16 protein-coding genes and 2 pseudogenes are annotated in these 16,987 nt (G+C 72.4%); 6 read left to right on the top strand and 12 right to left on the bottom strand.

What is annotated here, in order from left to right; all coding sequences use genetic code 11:
* Positions 1-343: 343 nt before the first annotated feature.
* The 6 genes from H297_RS0121855 to H297_RS0121830 form a co-directional block, all read right to left on the bottom strand.
* The gene (locus H297_RS0121855; RefSeq protein WP_027738796.1) at positions 344-1,174 is read right to left on the bottom strand and encodes an ABC transporter permease; all 831 of its coding nucleotides are present in this window, start codon (positions 1,172-1,174) and stop codon (positions 344-346) included.
* Positions 1,171-2,157 (bottom strand): daunorubicin resistance protein DrrA family ABC transporter ATP-binding protein, encoded by a 987-nt coding sequence (locus tag H297_RS0121850; protein ID WP_027738795.1) that lies wholly within the window; start codon positions 2,155-2,157, stop codon positions 1,171-1,173. The genes H297_RS0121855 and H297_RS0121850 overlap by 4 nt, the downstream gene beginning before the upstream one ends.
* Before the next feature lie 97 nt (positions 2,158-2,254).
* Positions 2,255-2,854 (bottom strand): PadR family transcriptional regulator, encoded by a 600-nt coding sequence (locus tag H297_RS0121845; RefSeq protein WP_027738794.1) that lies wholly within the window; start codon positions 2,852-2,854, stop codon positions 2,255-2,257.
* Between the two features lie 79 nt (positions 2,855-2,933).
* Positions 2,934-3,506 (bottom strand): DinB family protein, encoded by a 573-nt coding sequence (locus H297_RS0121840; RefSeq protein ID WP_027738793.1) that lies wholly within the window; start codon positions 3,504-3,506, stop codon positions 2,934-2,936.
* A 208-nt stretch (positions 3,507-3,714) separates the two neighbouring features.
* Positions 3,715-5,172, bottom strand: a complete 1,458-nt coding sequence (locus tag H297_RS0121835) for an aldehyde dehydrogenase family protein (protein ID WP_027738792.1) — start codon at positions 5,170-5,172, stop codon at positions 3,715-3,717.
* A gap of 56 nt (positions 5,173-5,228) precedes the next feature.
* Positions 5,229-6,134: a Scr1 family TA system antitoxin-like transcriptional regulator gene (locus H297_RS0121830; RefSeq protein WP_051352068.1), complete on the bottom strand. Its 906-nt coding sequence runs from the start codon at positions 6,132-6,134 to the stop codon at positions 5,229-5,231.
* A 317-nt stretch (positions 6,135-6,451) separates the two neighbouring features.
* Here H297_RS0121830 and H297_RS44485 point away from each other — a divergent pair.
* Positions 6,452-6,802, top strand: a pseudogene (locus H297_RS44485) (ATP-binding protein); the annotation flags it as partial.
* Between the two features lie 294 nt (positions 6,803-7,096).
* A pseudogene (locus H297_RS44480) lies at positions 7,097-7,327 on the top strand (ATP-binding protein); the annotation flags it as partial.
* Here the strand turns inward: H297_RS44480 and H297_RS0121820 are convergent.
* Complete coding sequence (locus H297_RS0121820) at positions 7,290-7,529, bottom strand: DUF397 domain-containing protein (protein WP_027738790.1); 240 nt, start codon at positions 7,527-7,529, stop codon at positions 7,290-7,292. The pseudogene H297_RS44480 and the gene H297_RS0121820 overlap by 38 nt on opposite strands.
* Before the next feature lie 203 nt (positions 7,530-7,732).
* On the opposite strand from H297_RS0121820, the gene H297_RS0121815 reads away from it, so the two are divergent.
* Both H297_RS0121815 and H297_RS0121810 read left to right on the top strand, forming a co-directional pair.
* Complete coding sequence (locus H297_RS0121815) at positions 7,733-9,640, top strand: ABC transporter ATP-binding protein (protein WP_027738789.1); 1,908 nt, start codon at positions 7,733-7,735, stop codon at positions 9,638-9,640.
* Between the two features lie 192 nt (positions 9,641-9,832).
* A complete protein-coding gene (locus H297_RS0121810; protein WP_027738788.1) occupies positions 9,833-11,026 on the top strand; it encodes a rod shape-determining protein in 1,194 nt (397 codons plus the stop codon).
* A gap of 23 nt (positions 11,027-11,049) precedes the next feature.
* Here the strand turns inward: H297_RS0121810 and H297_RS0121805 are convergent, their stop codons facing one another.
* Positions 11,050-11,520, bottom strand: a complete 471-nt coding sequence (locus tag H297_RS0121805) for a cyclic nucleotide-binding domain-containing protein (protein ID WP_027738787.1) — start codon at positions 11,518-11,520, stop codon at positions 11,050-11,052.
* Between the two features lie 124 nt (positions 11,521-11,644).
* Here H297_RS0121805 and H297_RS0121800 point away from each other — a divergent pair, with 124 nt between their 5' ends.
* Positions 11,645-11,863: a DUF2277 domain-containing protein gene (locus H297_RS0121800; RefSeq protein ID WP_027738786.1), complete on the top strand. Its 219-nt coding sequence runs from the start codon at positions 11,645-11,647 to the stop codon at positions 11,861-11,863.
* A gap of 34 nt (positions 11,864-11,897) precedes the next feature.
* On the opposite strand, the gene H297_RS0121795 is transcribed toward H297_RS0121800, so the two are convergent.
* Both H297_RS0121795 and H297_RS0121790 read right to left on the bottom strand, forming a co-directional pair.
* Positions 11,898-12,425 (bottom strand): MarR family transcriptional regulator, encoded by a 528-nt coding sequence (locus tag H297_RS0121795; RefSeq protein ID WP_027738785.1) that lies wholly within the window; start codon positions 12,423-12,425, stop codon positions 11,898-11,900.
* Positions 12,426-12,627: 202 nt separating this feature from the next.
* Positions 12,628-13,077, bottom strand: coding sequence for a hypothetical protein (locus H297_RS0121790; RefSeq protein WP_158693716.1), 450 nt, complete (start codon positions 13,075-13,077; stop codon positions 12,628-12,630).
* A gap of 352 nt (positions 13,078-13,429) precedes the next feature.
* Between H297_RS0121790 and H297_RS40420 the strand changes: the two genes are divergently transcribed.
* Entirely contained in the window at positions 13,430-14,839 is a 1,410-nt protein-coding gene (locus H297_RS40420; RefSeq protein WP_064744857.1) for an ANTAR domain-containing protein, read from the top strand.
* Positions 14,840-14,873: 34 nt separating this feature from the next.
* On the opposite strand, the gene H297_RS0121780 is transcribed toward H297_RS40420, so the two are convergent.
* Together H297_RS0121780 and H297_RS37730 are read right to left on the bottom strand one after the other, a co-directional pair.
* The gene (locus H297_RS0121780; protein WP_027738783.1) at positions 14,874-15,536 is read right to left on the bottom strand and encodes a hypothetical protein; all 663 of its coding nucleotides are present in this window, start codon (positions 15,534-15,536) and stop codon (positions 14,874-14,876) included.
* Between the two features lie 79 nt (positions 15,537-15,615).
* Positions 15,616-16,962, bottom strand: a complete 1,347-nt coding sequence (locus tag H297_RS37730) for an APC family permease (protein WP_486589614.1) — start codon at positions 16,960-16,962, stop codon at positions 15,616-15,618.
* Between the last annotated feature and the right edge of the window lie 25 nt (positions 16,963-16,987).

Genomic DNA, 16,987 nt, shown 5'->3' with positions numbered 1-16,987 from the left:
CGTCGGACGCGGTGTCCACCGATGCCGGTTCCACGTGCCGGAAGCGTGATACCTCACAGTGGAGCATGACCCGTGAGTCTCCTGCCAAAGGTCCCCCTGTACCCGCGGATTAAAAAGCAGTCAGCCCGTCCGACGGGTGTGATGTGCGAGACCTTGCCGCCGGATGCCGCCGGATGCCGCCGGATGCCGCCGGACGGCCCCGAATGCCGCCGTACGGCGACCCTCGTCGGCCTTTGCCGCACGACGGTTGCCGACCGTCGAGGACGGATGCCGTCGTGCGGCGCGGCGGCGCGCCGGGCGGAGCCCGCCCGGCGCGCCGGTCACTCCTGTGTGCCCCCGCCGGTCACCGCCCCATGCGCGCGTACCGGCGTACCGCGAGCGGGAAGAAGGCGGCGCACACCACGGCGGGCCACACCAGCGCCAGCAGCAACGCGTGCTCGGCGGCCCAGGAGGTGCCGCCCCACACCGGGTTGCCGAACAGCTCGCGGACGGCGCGGGCGGTCGCCGACAGGGGGTTCCAGTCGGCGACGGCACCCATCCAGTCCGGCATGGACGCGGGGGAGCTGAAGACGTTGGAGAAGAAGGCGACGGGCCAGACGAGGATCTGCACCGCCTGCACCGTCTCCGGCGTGCCGACCAGCAGGGCGAGCTGGACACCGACCCACAGCACGGCGAAGCGCAGCCACAGCAGCAGCCCCAGGGCGGCGAGCAGTTCGGCGGGGTCGCAGTGCCATCGCCAGCCGATCAGCGCTCCGGTGGCCATGAGCAGCAGGAGGCTGACGACGGACACCAGCATGTCGGACGCGGTGCGGCCCACCAGGACGGCGGAGCGGGCCATGGGCAGGGACCGGAAGCGGTCGACGACGCCCCGGTCGAGGTCCCGGGTGAGCGCGATCATGGTGGACTCCAGGCCGAAGGCCATGGTGAGTGCGAACATGCCGGGGACCAGGTAGGCGCGGTAGTCGTCGACCTCCATCCCGCCGCCGATGAAGTAGACGAACATCACCAGCATCAGCAGCGGGAAGGCCAGGTTGACGGCGGTCTGGCCGGGCCGGCGCCGCAGGTGGGCGAGTTCGCGCCGGGTCAGCGTCCAGCAGTCGGTCAGCGCGTGGCGGCGGGGCGCGGCGGCGGCCACGGCGCGCGGGGCGGGGGCGGCATGGGAAGTCGAGGTCATGCGGCGCCCTCGGAGGTGGTGGCGGCCGTGGTGGTGTGCAGGAAGACCTCGTCGAGGGTGGGGCGGCGCAGGGCGATGTCCTCCGCTTCGATACCGGCCGCCTCCAGGGCGCGTACGGTGCCGGTGAGTGCCGCCATCCGGTCGTGGACCGGCGCGCCGATCAGCCGCCGGTCGGGGTCCTGGGTCACGTCGGCGGCGCCCGCCGCCCGGCCGACGAGCAGCGCGGCCTCCGCCAGCCGGGCCGGGTCGCGGACGACCACGTCGATCCGGCCGGCCCCGAGCATGGCCTTCAGCTCGTCGGCGCTCCCCTCCGCGACGACGCGGCCCGCGTCGAGGACGGCGATGGAGTCGGCGAGCTGGTCGGCCTCCTCCAGATACTGCGTCGTCAGCAGCACGGTGGTGCCGCCGTCCACCAGGGAGCGCACGGCGCCCCACACCTCGCCACGGCCACGCGGGTCGAGCCCGGTGGTCGGCTCGTCCAGGAACAGCACCCGGGGCCCGTGCGCGTGTTCGCTGCCGAGGAGACAGACCGCCAGGTCGAGGCGGCGGCGCATACCGCCGCTGTAGCGGCTGACAGCGGTGCGTCCGGTGTCGGTCAGCGCGAAGCGTTCCAGCAGTTCACCGGCGCGGGCGGCGGCCCTGCGGGCGCCGAGGTGGTGGAGACGCCCGAACATCTCCAGGTTCTCCCGGCCGCTCAACTCCTCGTCCAGGGCGGCGTGCTGGCCCAGCAGGCCGATGCGGTGCCGCACCTCGTCGGGGTGGGTGGCCACGTCGTACCCCGCTACGCGGGCGGTGCCGGCGGTGGGCCGCAGCAGAGTGGCCAGGATGCGTACCGCCGTGGTCTTGCCCGCACCGTTGGAGCCGAGCAGCCCCTGGACGGTGCCGTGGGGCACGGTCAGGTCGAGGCCCGACAGTGCCTGTTTGTTCCCGTACTCCTTGCGCAGCCCCTCGATCCGGATCGCTGCCTGGTCGCCGTTGGTCATGCGTCTCCTTCTCGCCCCTCCGAGCCACTGGTCAATTTTGACTAGCGGCGGATGAAAGTAACGCCTCCTCACTCGGTAGTCAAACTTGACCAGAGTGCTACTGCCGGTCGGTGAGCACGCTGAGGTCGCGCCGGCCCTCGCCCGCCATGACGAACGCACCCTTCTCCAGGCGCTCGATCAGCTCACGGGCCCAGGCGGCGTCGCTGTCCGCCGTGTGCACCCACAGCTTCATGATCTCCCCGATGTGTCCCCACTCCTCGGGGGTACCGCTGTCCGGAGACCAGGTGGACGCCACCTCGTCGTGCCACGCCTCCAGTGCGGCCACCCGCTGCCGGAGCAGATCCACGGCCTCCGCGCGCGGCAGGTCGACGAGGAAGCCGACGGCGGAGGTCAGCAGCTCCTTCTTCTCCTCGGTCGCGGTGAACGCGTGCCGCAGCAGGCGGAAGAACTCCGCCTCGCCCGCCTCGGTGATCTCGTACTCGGTGCGGGGCGGCCCGCCCGCGGTGCTGGGGGCCGTCTCGTGGGCGAGCAGCAGGTCCTGCCTGGCCAACTGCTTGAGCGCGTGGTAGATCGAGCCGGGCTTGGCCGTGGACCACTCGTGCGCGCCCCAGAACTCCAGGTCGCTGCGGACCTGGTAGCCGTGCGCCCGCCCGCGCAGGCGCACGTCCCCCAGCACCAGCAGTCGGATCGCCGACATCGCTCGCCTCTTCCGCGGGTTGCTTCCTCGTCTCCGCCCCCATGCTGGTCAAGTTTGACCAATGGGGCGGTTACGGAGGTTACTCGCCGTCCTCCCAGCCGGACCAGTCGGGCTCCGGCATGGCACCGGTCTCGAAGACCAGGTCGAAGGCGCCCTTGCCGTCGATGGTCTCCCGGATGATGTCGGCGTGCCCCGCGTGCCGGGCGTACTCCTCGATCAGGTGCAGCAGGCCCCACCGCCAGGAGTGGTCACCGCCCTCGGTCCAGGGCGCGGGCGGTACCACGAACGTGTCGTCCAGCGAGGGGAGACCTCGCACGGCCGCTTCCGTCTCGGCGGCCACCCGCGCCCAGCGGGCGAACAGTTTCTCGGCCGTCTCGTCGGCGCCCGGGGTGAAGCTGCCCTGCCACTCCTTGCGCTGCTCGTTCCTGCCGATGTCGATGCCCTGGAAGCGGCGCAGCCAGCTCTCCTCTGCCACCACCACGTGCTTGAGGATGCCCAGCAGCGACAGTTGGCTGGCTGCGGGGGTGCTGCGGGCCTGTTCCCCGGTCAGTCCGTGCAGGGCACGGCGGACGCCGCCGCGCTGGGCCTCCAGATAGGCAAGAAGAGCTCCGCGCTCGTCTCCGGGGGACTCGGCCCGGACCGCTACCGGCATGTTGTTCGCCGCCTCTCATGTCAGCTCTTGCGAGCATCGACGCCGACCGGGTTCCCCCGGCTGGTGAGGACGACGCTAGGGCGGCTTGCGGTCAGCTTCTGTCCGCGAAGGACGCGGCGCGGCGAGGCAGCGCGAAGCGGCGCACAACGAGCCGGCCCCCGCGGGAGGCGGGGGCCGGGCAGCTTACGGGAGGGGCGGGGCGGACGGGTCAGAAGGGGAACCGGCTGCGCTCCCGCTGGACGGAGAGCCAGCGCGTGGTGGTGAACGCTTCGACGACCTGGGGGCCGTTGAGGCGGCCGAGTCCGGAGAGCTTCTCGCCGCCGTAGGGGACGGTCGGCTCGTCGGCGACGGTGGAGTCGTTGACGTGGACCATTCCGGCGTCGATGCGGCGGGCGACCGCGATGCCCCGTTCGATGTCGGCGCTGTGCACGGCGCCGGCGAGTCCGTAGGGGGTGTCGTTGGCGACGTGGACGGCTTCCTCGTCACCGTCGACGGGCAGCACCAGGGCCACCGGACCGAAGATCTCCTCGTGCAGCAGCGGGGAGCCCTCGGGCAGGTCGGTGAGCACGCTGGGGGCGACGAGGTTGCCCTCGGCCCTGCCGTGCAGCAGCGCCGTGGCGCCCTCCGCGAGGCCCTGTTCGACCAGCGCGGTCACCCGCTCGGCCTGGCGGGAGTTGATGAGCGGGCCGATGTGGGTGGCGGGGTCCTCGGGATCGCCGACGACGAGCCGGCTCACGCGCTCGACGAACTTCGGCGTGAACTCCGGCTCCAGCCGGCGGTCGACGATGATCCGGTTGGCCGCCATGCACAGCTGGCCCTGGTTGACGAAGCGGCTGTAGACCGCGGCGTCGACGGCGTAGTCGACATCGGCGTCGTCCAGCACGATCAGGGCGCTGTTGGAGCCCAGTTGCAGGATGACGCGCTTGAAGGTGCGGCCCGCGACGGTGGACACGTGCCGGCCGACGCGGTCGGAGCCGGTGAAGGAGATGACCTTGGGCACCGGGTGGTCGATGAGGCTGTCGCCGATCTCGGCGCTGTCGGTGATGACGACGTTCAGCAGCCCCGGCGGCAGCCCGGCGTCCTGCAGCACCTTGGCGACCAGCGTGCCGCCGCAGACGGGTGTGCACTGGTGCGGCTTGAGGACGACGGCGTTGCCCAGCGCGAGGGCGGGCGCGGCCGACTTGACCGCCAGCAGGAACGGGTAGTTGAACGGCGAGATGATCCCGACGACACCGACCGGGTCGCGGTGGACGCGGTTCTCCTTGCCCTGCACGGCGGACGGCAGGATCTGGGCGCTCGGGGTCAGCGCAAGCTGCAGCGCCTCCCGGAAGAACTCCTTGACCATCTGGATCTCGAAGGCCGCCTTGAGCCGGGTACCGCCCAGCTCCGCGACGATGGCCTCCGTGATCGCGGTCTCCTGCTCCTCGATCACACGGATCGCCCGTTCGAAGACGCGTCTGCGCTCGTACGGGTTGGTGGCTGCCCACTCACGCTGTGCGCGTTCGGCGGCGCGGTAGGCCTCGTCCACCTCGTCGCGGGTGGCGACGGTGATGGAGGCGAGCTTCTCCCCGTTGTACGGGTTGAAGTCGATGATGTCCCAGGAACCCGAGCCGGGACGCCACTGGCCGTCTATGTGCTGGAGTGCCAGTTCCGTGAAGTAGGACATGCCATTCCTTCGTGGGGTTGAAGGAGGTGCTGCTGGCTGGTCATCGTACCGGCCGATCACGGCAGTTGGCGGATTCTGTGAAGGTGATCCCGGGTGTGTTCCGGAGAAAGGCTGAGATCCATCAGTCGCCGCAGCACCTGGTCGTACTGTGTCACCTCGTCCCGCTTGTCCAGGTACAGCGCGCTGGTGAGCTGTTCCAGGTACACGATGTCGTTGAGGTCCGACTCCGGGAAGCGCAGCAGCGTGAAGGCGCCGCTCTCGGCAGCGTGTCCGCCCAGCTCGAACGGGACGACCTGGAGGGTCACGTTGGGCTGCTCCGAGACGTCCACCAGGTGCCGGAGCTGGGCGTCCATGACGGCCTTGCCGCCGAAGGGGCGGCGCAGCGCGGCCTCGTCGAGGACGCAGATCAGTTCCGGCGCGTTCTCCCCCAGCAGCAGTTTCTGGCGTTCCAGGCGGAGCGCGACGCGGCGGGCGACCTCCTCCTCGGCGAGCGGGGTGCGGTGCCCGGCGGAGACGACGGCGTGCGCGTACTCGTCGGTCTGGAGCAGGCCGTGCACGAACTGGACCTCGTAGGTTCCGATCTGGGAGGCGGCGCCTTCGAGACCCACGTAGGTCTGGAACCAGCCGGGCAGGACGTCGCTGTAGTTGTGCCACCAACCGGCGACGCTGGAGTCGCGGGCGAGGGCGAGGAGGGGCTCGCGCTCGGTCTCGTCGGTGACCTCGTACATCGTGAGCAGGTCTTCCACGTCACGGGCCTTGAAGCTGACGCGGCCCAGCTCCATGCGGCTGATCTTCGACTCGGAGGCCCGGATCGAGTATCCGGCCGCCTCACGGGTGATGCCGCGGGACTCGCGCAGCCGGCGCAGCTGGGAGCCGAGCAGGATGCGACGGACCATGGAACCACTGGCGCCGCCCGCCCCTTTGGGCCCCGCAGCGCTGCCCTGCACCGGTTGTGTTGCCATTCCGATCAGCCCTCCACCCCTGCTCGAGGGGAAGTGTGCCATCTCCGCGCTCCGTTGCGTGCCGACCCGATGACACACGACGCGCCAGGAGGATGGCACACAAAGAGAAGTTTCGCGTGCACGTGCATCTGCCCTTGCATCTGCCGTGAGCATCGGAAACCATGGGCAGTGCGCAAGTGGACCCGGCGGCTGCGAAGTTGACCTCCGGGAGCACTGTGGCGCCCGCACCCGCGGGAGCACGGCCGACAGGATCCGCACAGGATCATCACTGCCGCTGACGCCAGGAGAGGCCCTTGCCAGGGACCGAAGGATCGACGGTGCTGGAGCCCTTGCTGGACGGGCTCCCGACGCCGGACGCCTCCTCGGTCTCGGGTTCCGCCTCCTGCGCACTCCCCTCGCACCGCCGGTCCGTCCCCGGTGCGCGGGACTTCACCCGAAGAACGCTCCAGAACTGGGGCCTGACCGCAGAGTTCGACGACGTGGCGCTGGTGGTCACCGAGCTGGTGACCAATGCCATGCGGCACGGCCTGACCCCCGGCGCCGATCACGGGGCGGCGTCGGGGGACGAGGGCGACCCGCCGGTGCGCCTGCACCTGACGCGCTGGTCCGCCCGGTTGGTCTGTGCCGTACGCGATCCCAGCGACCGACCGCCCGACGTGTCAGCCGTACGGCGCGCGCACCGGGCGGCTCTCGGGGCCTTCGACGGCCCGGCCGGGTTTCCCGACGACGGAGCTCCCGGCCACGGAAGGCCCGGTCACGGGACGCCGGACCAGGGCACGTCCGGGCGCGGGACGTCCGGCCTCGGAGGCCACGAGCACGGGCCCCGAGAAAACGGGGGACACGGGGGAAGCGGGGGACACGGGGGAAACGGGGGCGTCGTGGATGCCGTTGACGCGTGGGACGCGTCGAGCGCCTGGGCCTTTCCTGGGGACTGCCTGGGAGAGGCCGAGGCGCTCGGCATCACGGCGGAATCGGGCCGGGGGCTGCGCCTGGTCGACTCCTTCAGCGACGCCTGGGGCTGGCACCCGCTGTCCGGGCCGCGCGCCGGGAAGGTCGTCTGGGCCCTCTTCCGGGTGGGCCGGTACACCGGCCAGGCCACGGGCGCCCCTGCGGTCGCGGGCGCGGCGGCCCGTCCGGTCACGGACGCCCGTCGGGTCACGGACGCAGCAGATCGTCGAACTCCCCTTCCTTGACGCCGAGGATCATCGCCTCGACCTCCGCCGGCGTGTAGACCAGCGCGGGCCCTTCCGGGAAGCGCGAGTTGCGCACGGCGATGTCACCGTCGGGCAGCTTCGCGAACTCCACGCACGTTCCCTGGGAGTTGCTGTACCGGCTCTTGCGCCACTCGACCTCCTGGAGGTCCTTGGCGGCCATGCCGTTGTACACGTGGGGCACTGGGGTCTCCTGGACTCGTCCGGACGGGTCGGGCCGGGACGCGAGCGGCCGCTGCCGCAGGTCACTGCCAACTTCCCCGGATCATAACTTCGTTCACGTACCGATGCATGTGCCGATGCACGTGCACGACCCGCCGTTGCGAGATCATCACAGCGGGTCAGACCCTTGACTTGAAGTTCACTTCAATTTCTAGCTTCTCCCCCATGAGCATGGAGATGACCGCGTGGAACGCGCTCTACACCTCGCGCCACGCCCACCAGGACCAGCACCCGTTCTCCGCGGCCACGCTCGGCCGCATCGTCCGCTTCGCCCACCGGCATCATCGCAAGCTCGTCGCGTTCCTGCTGCTCAGCAGCGTGCTGGCCGTGCTGACCGTGGCCACGCCGCTGCTCGCCGGGCGCGTGATGAACGCCATCGACCGGCACGGGTCCGCCTCGACCGTGCTCTCCCTCGCCGGGCTGATCGCGGCCATCGCCCTGGCGGAGGCCGGCATCGGCATTCTGACCCGCTGGCTGTCCGCCCGTATCGGTGAGGGCCTCATCCTCGATCTGCGTACCGCCGTCTACGACCACGTGCAGCGCATGCCGGTGGCCTTCTTCACCCGCACTCGTACGGGTGCCCTGGTGAGCCGTCTGAACAATGACGTCATCGGCGCCCAACGGGCCTTCTCCACCACCCTCTCGGGGGTCTTCAGCAACCTCGTCACCCTGCTGCTGACCCTGGTGGTGATGCTCAACCTCTCCTGGCAGGTGACCCTGATCACCCTCGTGCTCCTGCCCCTGTTCGTGCTGCCCGCACGGCGGATGGGGGCGCGGCTGGCCCGTCTGGAGCGGGAACGGGCCGATCACAACGCGGTGATGAGCACACAGATGACCTCGCGCTTCTCCGCCCCGGGCGCCACCCTCGTCAAACTCTTCGGCCGCCCGGCGGAGGAGTCGGCCGAGTTCGCCCGCCGCGCGGACCGCGTGCGCGACCTGGGGGTGCGTACGGCGATGGTGCAGGAGGTCTTCCTCACCGCGCTGACCCTGGCGGCGGCGCTCGCGCTCGCCCTCGTCTACGGGCTCGGCGGCTACTACGCGCTGCGGGGCAGCCTCGACGCGGGCTCCGTGGTCTCCCTCGCGCTGCTGCTGACCCGCCTGTACGCGCCGCTGACCGCGCTGGCCGGGGCCCGCGTGGAGGTGATGAGCGCCCTGGTCAGCTTCCAGCGGGTGTTCGAGGTGCTGGACCTCAAGCCGCTGATCGAGGAGAAGGAGCACCCCGAGGAGGCGCCCGAGGGCCCGCTGTCCGTCGAGTTCGACGAGGTCCACTTCGGCTACCCCTCCCCCGACAAGGTCTCGCTCGCCTCGCTGGAGGAGGTCGCCACACTCGACACCCGGGGCGGCGAGGAGGTCCTGCACGGCATCTCCTTCCGTGCCGAGCCCGGCCAGATGATCGCCCTGGTGGGCTCGTCCGGGGCGGGCAAGTCCACCCTCGTCTCGCTGGCGCCCCGCCTCTACGACGTGGACGGCGGTGCCGTCCGCATCGGCGGCACGGACGTCCGCGACCTGAGCGCCGCCACGCTGCGCGGCACGCTCGGCATGGTCACCCAGGACGGCCACCTCTTCCACGACACCATCCGCGCCAACCTGCTGCTCCCCCGCCCCGAGGCCACCGAGAAGGAGCTGTGGTCCGCGCTGCGCCGGGCCCGCCTCGACGAGCTGGTCGCCTCCCTGCCCGACGGCCTGGACACGCTGGTCGGCGAGCGCGGCTACCGGCTCTCCGGCGGCGAGCGGCAGCGCCTGACGATCGCCCGCCTGCTGCTGGCCCGGCCCCGCGTGGTGGTGCTCGACGAGGCGACCGCGCACCTGGACTCCACCTCCGAGGCGGCCGTCCAGGAGGCGCTCGGCGAGGCACTGGCGGGTCGCACCTCACTGGTGATCGCCCACCGGCTGTCCACCGTGCGGGCCGCCGACCAGATCCTCGTCCTGGAGGCCGGCCGGGTCGTCGAGCGGGGCACCCACGAGGAACTGCTGGCCGCGGGCGGGCGGTACGAGCAGCTCCACCGCACCCAGTTCAGCGAGGACCCCGCCGGGGAGAGCGACAGCACCTCGGTGGGCGCCCTGGCCCCGTGACCCACGGTGGGACGCGGGGCCGGGAGGGGGTGCGGGCGTCCGCGGCCGGTGAGGGCTCACCCGGGCGGATGCGCTCGGCAGGCGTGCGGTCACCTACCGGCACAGGCTGGAGAGCGGACGTCCTGCGGGACGGCCACCGGTCGTCGCCGACCGACCGCACCGCCGCACGATTCCCGGAAGGACACGAGCGCCATGAGCTGCTCCAGCCTGGAGTCCCTGACCCGCTGCTCCGTCGCCGTCGACCTGGGCGCCGCCAGGACCCGTATCTACGCCAAGGGGGCGGGCCTCGTCGTCGACCAGCCGTCCGTCGTCGCCGTCAACACCTGCTCCGGCACACTGATCGCGGTCGGCGAGGCGGCGGAGCGGATGGACGGGCGCACCCCGCAGCACATCCGCGTCGTGCGGCCCGTCGCCGGCGGCACGGTGCGGGACATCGACATGGCGCAACGCATGGTGCGCTCCCTCATCGACGAGAAGCTGCGCCGCGTCAAACGGCGCCGGGTCATGACCCACGCCCTGGTCACCGTCCCGCACGACGCCGACCCGCTGGCCTGCCGGGCAGCCGTGGAGACGCTGACCGGCGTGGGGGCGCGCAAGGTGGAGCTGGTGGAGGCGCCGATCGCGGCGGCCATCGGAGCCGGGCTGCCGGTCGCCCGCCCGGAGGCGGCGATGGTCCTGGTCTGCGGGACGACGACCACGCAGGTCGCGGTGGTCTCCCTCGGGTCGATCGTGGCGGCGGGGACGGTGAGCCTGGGCGGGGACACCATCCACCACGCCGTGGTGCAGTACCTGCGCAACCGGCACGAACTGCTGCTGCCGAGCCAGGAGGTGCGCCCGCTCCACCTGGCGCTGCTGGGCAGCGGGGGCGTCGGCAACGGCGTCTACACGGGGACGGTCGAGGTCCAGGGACGCGACGTGGTGACGGGGCTGGCCCGTACCGTCACCATCGACCCGGAGGAGGTGCGCGGCGCCATCCAGACCCCGCTGACGGGGCTGCTGGACACCATCCGCGTCGTCCTGCACCGCTGCCCGCCCGACCTGGTCGCCGACCTCGCCGAGCGCGGCATGGTGCTCGCGGGCGGCAGCGCGGTACTGCCCGGACTGGCCGACCAGTTGCGGGAGCACACCGGCATGGCCGTCCAGTTGGCGGAGGAGCCGGAGCGCAGCGCCGTGAACGGTCTGGCCGCGATGATGACGGGGCAGCTCACCCCGCTTTTGACACCGGACGCCGCCGATACGGCCGCAGCGCCCGCCGATGCCGGGCGCGCCGGCCGCAAGGGCCGCGCACGCCGGCGTGCTGCGGCGGGGGATCGCGAGGTCATCGGCGCACCCGAGGGTGGCGCGACCGCTGAGGCGGTGCCCGTGCCGGGCCAGGACGCGGGCTGACCTGCCCGGGGCCCTGCCGTGGGTCAGATGGCGCCGGCGGCGCGGTCCCTGGGGGCGTACGGCCCGAAGAGGTCCACCAGGCGGGAGCGGGAACGCTGGAGCCGGTCGCCCATCACGGCCGCGATGGAGCGCGTCATCGCCAGGCCCAGCTCCTTGTCCTCCTCGCACATCACCCGTACCGAGCGGGCGTCGAATTCGAGCGCCCTCACCGGGCTGTCCGCCTGTGCGCCCAGGGACCACACATACGGCTGGAACATCCAGGACCAGCCCAGCAGCTCCCCGTGGCGGACGTGGTCGATGGCCACGTCCCGGTGGCCGGGTATGTGCATCGCCAGCGTGGCCGAACCGGTGTGCAGGATCCAGAAGCGGTCGGCCCGCGTGCCCTCTTCGAAGATGCGGTCACCGGCTTCGAAGTGCACCTCGTGTCCGAGGGAGCGCACCCTCTCGCGCTGCTCCGGGGTCAGCTCGGCGAGCAGTCCCGTCGTGGTCTGCATGGCCCGCCCTCCCTTCCGGGAAATGAGCGACGTATTCCCACGTCACGGCAGTTTCAGCGTACCTCTCCTCACTCGAATGGGCGAGTAACCGCAGCCACGCCCGTCACGGCGTACCGTCGGCCTCATGTGCAGGAACATCAGGACACTGCGCCCCCCGTACGCCGAGGACGTCTCCGAGGAGGACATGCGGGCGGCCGCGCTCCAGTACGTGCGCAAGGTGTCCGGTTTCCGGGCTCCCGCCGCGCACAACCAGGAGGCCTTCGACCTGGCCGTCGAGCAGGTGACCGCCGCGACCCGGCAGTTGCTGGACGACCTGCGGGTGAAGGGCGCAGCCCCGCGCTGACCGGGCGTGGCCAGTCGTACGCCCCCGGCGGCCCTCAGTGCGCGTCGCCCCCGCCCTCGCGGCTCTCCAGCAGCCGCAGCAGCTCGCCCAGTACCTCGTTGAGCTGCTCGCGGTCCCCGTGGTCGAGGCCGGCCAGCAGGGAGCGCTCGTAGGCGACCTGCGCGGGCATGATCCGGTCCACCAGGTCCCGGCCGCTCGCGGTGAGCGACAGGTGCGCCACGCGCCGGTCCCGCGCGTCCGGGCGCCGGGTGACCAGCCCTTTCTCCTCCAGCGTGCGCACCCGTTTGGTGACGGCGGTGCCGGAGGCATAGGTCTCCCGGGCGAGGCGGCCGAAGCTCAGCTCACGGTCCTCGCGGCGCAGGGCGCTGAGGATGTCGAACTCGGGACGCGAGAAGCCCTCGTGCGCCAGCGGCGCGTCGGAGGCCTGCCGCAGCAGGGCCGCGCACCGGGTGAGACGGCCGATGACCCCGATGGGCTCGGTGTCGAGGTCGGGAAGCACCTGCCGCCACTGGGCCAGGACCCGCGCGACGACGTCCCCGCCGGACGCCTGCCCTCCGTTCACTGCGGCTCTGCCACCAGGTGCGGCGTCCTCCGGCACGCGCTGCCCCTCTCGCCCGAGCTGTTGTCTCCCGTTCGCCGCTCATTCTGCCGTCGAGGGGCACGCCGACCGTGGAGCGGGGTGCACGGCCACGTCCACCGCCCCTGCGCCCGGTCCGGCCAGGAGCAGGCCCGAGCTGGGCGGGGCACGTCACACGGAAGAAGTCTCAGCGGATGACATGCGGGCTGAGGGCCGGTCCGACATCGCTCGCACGTGTGGCTCCCTCGGGTTCGAGCCGATCAGCGGCGGCCCCGTGTGCCTCCGGGGCGGTGACGCTCACCTTCACGGCGGCCCCGTGTGCCTCCCGAGCGGTGGCATTCGCCTTCGCGGCGACCCCGTGTGCCTCCGGGGCGGTGGCGCTCACCTTCGCGGCGGCCCCGTGTGCCTCCAGAGCGGTGGCATTCGCCTTCGCGGCGACCCCGTGTGCCTCCGGGGCGGTGGCGCTCACCTTCGCGGTGGCCCCGTGTGCCTCCAGAGCGGTGACGCTCACCTTCACGGCGGCCCCGTGTGCCTCCGGGGCGGTGACGCTCACCTTCGCGGCGGCCCCGTGTGCCTCCAGAGCGGTGGCATTCGCCTTCGCGGTGACCCCGTGTGCTTCCAGAGCGGTGGCGCTCACCTTCGCAGTGGCCCCGTGTGTCATCTCGGCAGCGAGGCGGTCCGGTTCCGGCCGTGCGGACCCGCTGTCGACCCGGCCCGGGGCGAGAGCGCCCGCATGCGCCACCCAGCGGCTCGACGAGCTGCCGGGCAGGCGCCTGTCCCACGTCGCGCCGGGCCCGGCGGACAGCGGGTCCCCGGGGAGGTCCGGGAGGGAGGTCGGGGCGAGGTCCGGGTCAGGTGTGCCGGGCACCGCTCGCACGCGGAGAACGTGAGGGGGAAGGCGGAGACCGCCACCGTGGTCGTACCCCCTCCCCGCGCCGAGTAATGTTGTCGGGCAGCAAGTATCGCGGGGGAGGAAGAAAGGGCGGAGCATGTCGACCACGGGTGACGCCCGCGGCACGGTACGCACAGAGGTGGTACGGCTTCCGGGCGGGGCGGGGCTGTGGGTGGTCCGCGCCGAGGGGGGCCTGCGGGATGCCGCGCACCCGGCGCCGGCTGCCGCCGAGCCCCCGGAGGCGGAGTACGCGTACGCGGCCGTGGTGATCGATCTGACGCTGGTGCCGCTCGTCTCCGCCGCCGGGGTGCGCGCCCTCGTCGCCCGCGCCCGCGAGCTGGCCGACCACGGGGTCGGCCTGCTGGTGGCCACCGCGGACGAGGCGGTCGCCCGGGTACTGTCCGCGGACGGCGCGCTCCCCGTCTTCCCCGGTGTCGCCGAGGCGGCCGCCCACGCGGTCCGGCGCACCACCCCGGACCCGGTCCCCACGGGGCAGGCGGCCACCGCGGCGCAGGCCCTCACGGAGCAGGACGACACGGAGCAGGACGCCGCGGGGACGACCGCCACCAAGCAGACCCCCGCGGCGGAGTCCCCCGCGGAGTCGGCGACCGAACGCGAACTGGCGCGGCTGCGCCAGGAGATACGGAATCTGCGGGCCAGGGCGCGCACCCACCCGCTCGTCTCCCGCGCCCAGGGCATCCTGGAGGAGCGCTACCAGCTTCCCGACGACCGGGCGGCCTTCGCTCTCCTGGAGGCCAGTTCGCAGCGGTTCAACGTCCGGCTGCGCGCCCTGGCCGCCGGAGTCGTCACCATGCCCCGGCCGCGCGGCCCGCACCGCGAGTGGTTCCCCGGCCGGCAGCGGCGTGTGCCGCCCCCGCTGCCGTTCCAGCGCGACCTGCGCCCCGCCACCGCGAACACCGCCGAGGTGCTCGGCGCGGTCCTGCGCCGCAGCCTGGAGATCACCGGGGCAACGGCGGGCACCGTGCATCTCGTCGATCCGGTCAGCGGTGACCTGCGGTTGGAGAAGCACAAGGGAATCGACGACGGTTTCCTGGAGTTCTTCGACCGGGTGAGCCTCACCGAAGGCGGCGCCGAGACCCCCTGCTCCCTGGGTGCGCGCCAAAGCTCCCGCGTCACCGTCACCGACGTGGCGACCGCCGATGCCTTCGCCGGACCCGCCCGCCGTGTCGTCCTGGCGGCGGGCATCCGCGGCTGCCACAGCACCCCGCTGCTCGCGGGGCCCGGACGGGTGCAGGGCATGGTCTCCACCCACCACCCCACGCCGGTGGCCGCGCTGACGGCCGCGCAGGCCCGGACCCTGGACGGGATCGGACTCCAGGCGGGCCGCTGGCTGGACTGGTACCAACGCACCGTCGTCCTCGACGCCCTGGAGGACCTGCACCGTGCGGGGAGCTCCCGGGGCCGGGACACCGTGTCCGTCCCGGCCACCAGGAGCCCGGTCACCGGAAGTCCGGCAACCCGCCGGGAGGGAGCCACGTCGGTGTGACCGACCCCCTCACCGGCAGCACCACGTCACCGGACTAGCGGCGCTTGGCGGAGTGCTTCTTCGCCACGGTCAAGGATCCGTCCTTATGACGCACAACGTTCATGTCGCCGGTCGGCATGCTCTTCTTCCTGCCGCCGTTCTTCGCTTCCCTGCTGACCGCCGCCATGCTGCCGTTCGCGTAGCGCGCCACCTCCAAGTTCCGGTCCACGGGCAGAGTCGTGACCGGTCGCTTTCCGTGCGTCCCGCGGTGGCTCCTGTCCGACTGTGCCGCAGACGTTTCCGCGGCCCACGCCGCAACACGTGCGTTCCCCTCGGACACCCCCGGGTCGAAGTCGGCCCTCGACCCGTCGCCGTACGACTGGCTGCCCGACCTGTACGACTGCGAACCGTCGCCGGGCCTGACCGTCGAACCGCTCATCCCCGACTGGTAGCTGGCGACCGACGGCGCGGTGCGGTAGCTGGGGGGCGCGCTCGGGCCGCTCGGGTGCGAGCGGTAGTCGGCCACCGACGGGGGGTCGGTGTGGTAGCTGGGGGGCGGCGTGGCGATGGATTCCGCATACGCGTTGGATGGCGCATACGTGCTGGACCGCGCATACGAGCCGCGCGGCTCGACGGTGACGATCTCGACACCGTCCCGGAACTCGCGGTGCCCTCGCGGCGCACCGCTCGACCGCGAAGACCTGCTGTAGTCGTCCATTCCGACCTCTCTCTTCCGGAAGGAATTCCCCGCTTCGGACAGCGGGTGACGACAACCACGTGACCTCACTCCCGGTGGTTCAGCGGGCGCCGGTGGCGGCCCCGCCCTCGGAGGGGGAGCGGCGTGGGCGTCGGGAGCGGTGGACGAGGACGACCGCCGCGGCGATCAGCGGCGGGACCGCCAGATGCCACCCGGCGAAGGGGACCGTCGCCAGCAGCAGGACGAGGGCGAGGACGGCGACGCCGCGCTCCCGGCCGCTGAAGAGCTTGACGGCCGCGGCCGCGCCCAGCAGGTAGGTGGCCAGCACGAGGACGGAGGGGACGAAGACCAGGTCGTCCGTACCCCATCCGAAGAGTGCGGCTCCCAGCAGACCGGCCGCGCCGACCGCCCCGACGGCGAGCACCGCGTTCCCGGGGACGTCGCGGCGGTTGCGCCGGGTCAGCAGGCGCGGCGCCCAGCCGTCCCGGGCCAGGGCGTAGCCGAGCCGGGAGACGGAGGAGACGAACGCGTTGGTGGTGCCCAGGCAGATGACGACGGCGGCCACCGCGACGACACCGCCCGCCGAGAGTCCGACGCCGTCCTCGATGATGACGCCGAGGGAGATCCGGTCGAGGGCGCGGGACCCGTAGGAGCCGGTGCCCACGACGGCGAACGCGACGCCCAGGTAGAGCACCGTGACGACGAGGACGGTCAGCAGGGTCGCGCGCGGCAGGGTGCGCCGTACGTCGCGGAACTCGCCCGACAGGTGCGCGATCGCCTCCCACCCGGCGAAGGCGAAGAACAGCACGACCACGGCCTCACCGATCCCGGGCAGCCCGCGCGGGGCGAACGGGGTCATCTCGTCCCACCGCACCTGCGGGAGCGCGACGACGATCACGGCGAGGAGGATGACGGCGACGCCGAGCGCGAGGACGATCTGCACGCGGGCGCCGACCTTGAGCCCGGCCAGGTTGGCGCCCACCGCGACCGCGAGGACCGCGGCGGCCACCGCGGGCGCCCACCGCTGGTCGAGGTCGAGGGCCGAGGCGACGTAGTACCCGGCGGTCAGCGGCACGATGGTCTGGCCCACCGAACCTGCGATGAAGTACCACCATCCGGTGACGCCGCCCAGCGACGGCCCGAAAGCGCGGGACGTGTAGGTGGCCACGCCCCCGGCGTCGGGGTGGCGGGAGGCGAGCGCCGCGAACGTGAACGCCAGCGGCAGGCCCATCAGCGCGCTGAACCCCCAGGCCACCATCGAGGCAGGACCGGCGAGGGAGGCGGCCTGCCCCGGGAAGACGAGCACCCCGGCGCCGAGGATGGCGCACACGTACAGCGCCACGCCCTGGGCGAGCCCGATACTCGGGCCCGGGTCCCGGCCTGCTGGGGCGGTCTCGGTCGGAACGGTCTCGCGGGGGGCCGGCGCGGCAGCGGAATCACGGGTCACGGTTCCCATCACAGCGAGTGCCGGC

Source organism: Streptomyces sp. CNT360 (assembly GCF_000424785.1).
The sequence above is the reverse complement of the archived record's forward strand: the minus strand, read 5'-3'. Positions and strand labels throughout refer to the sequence as shown.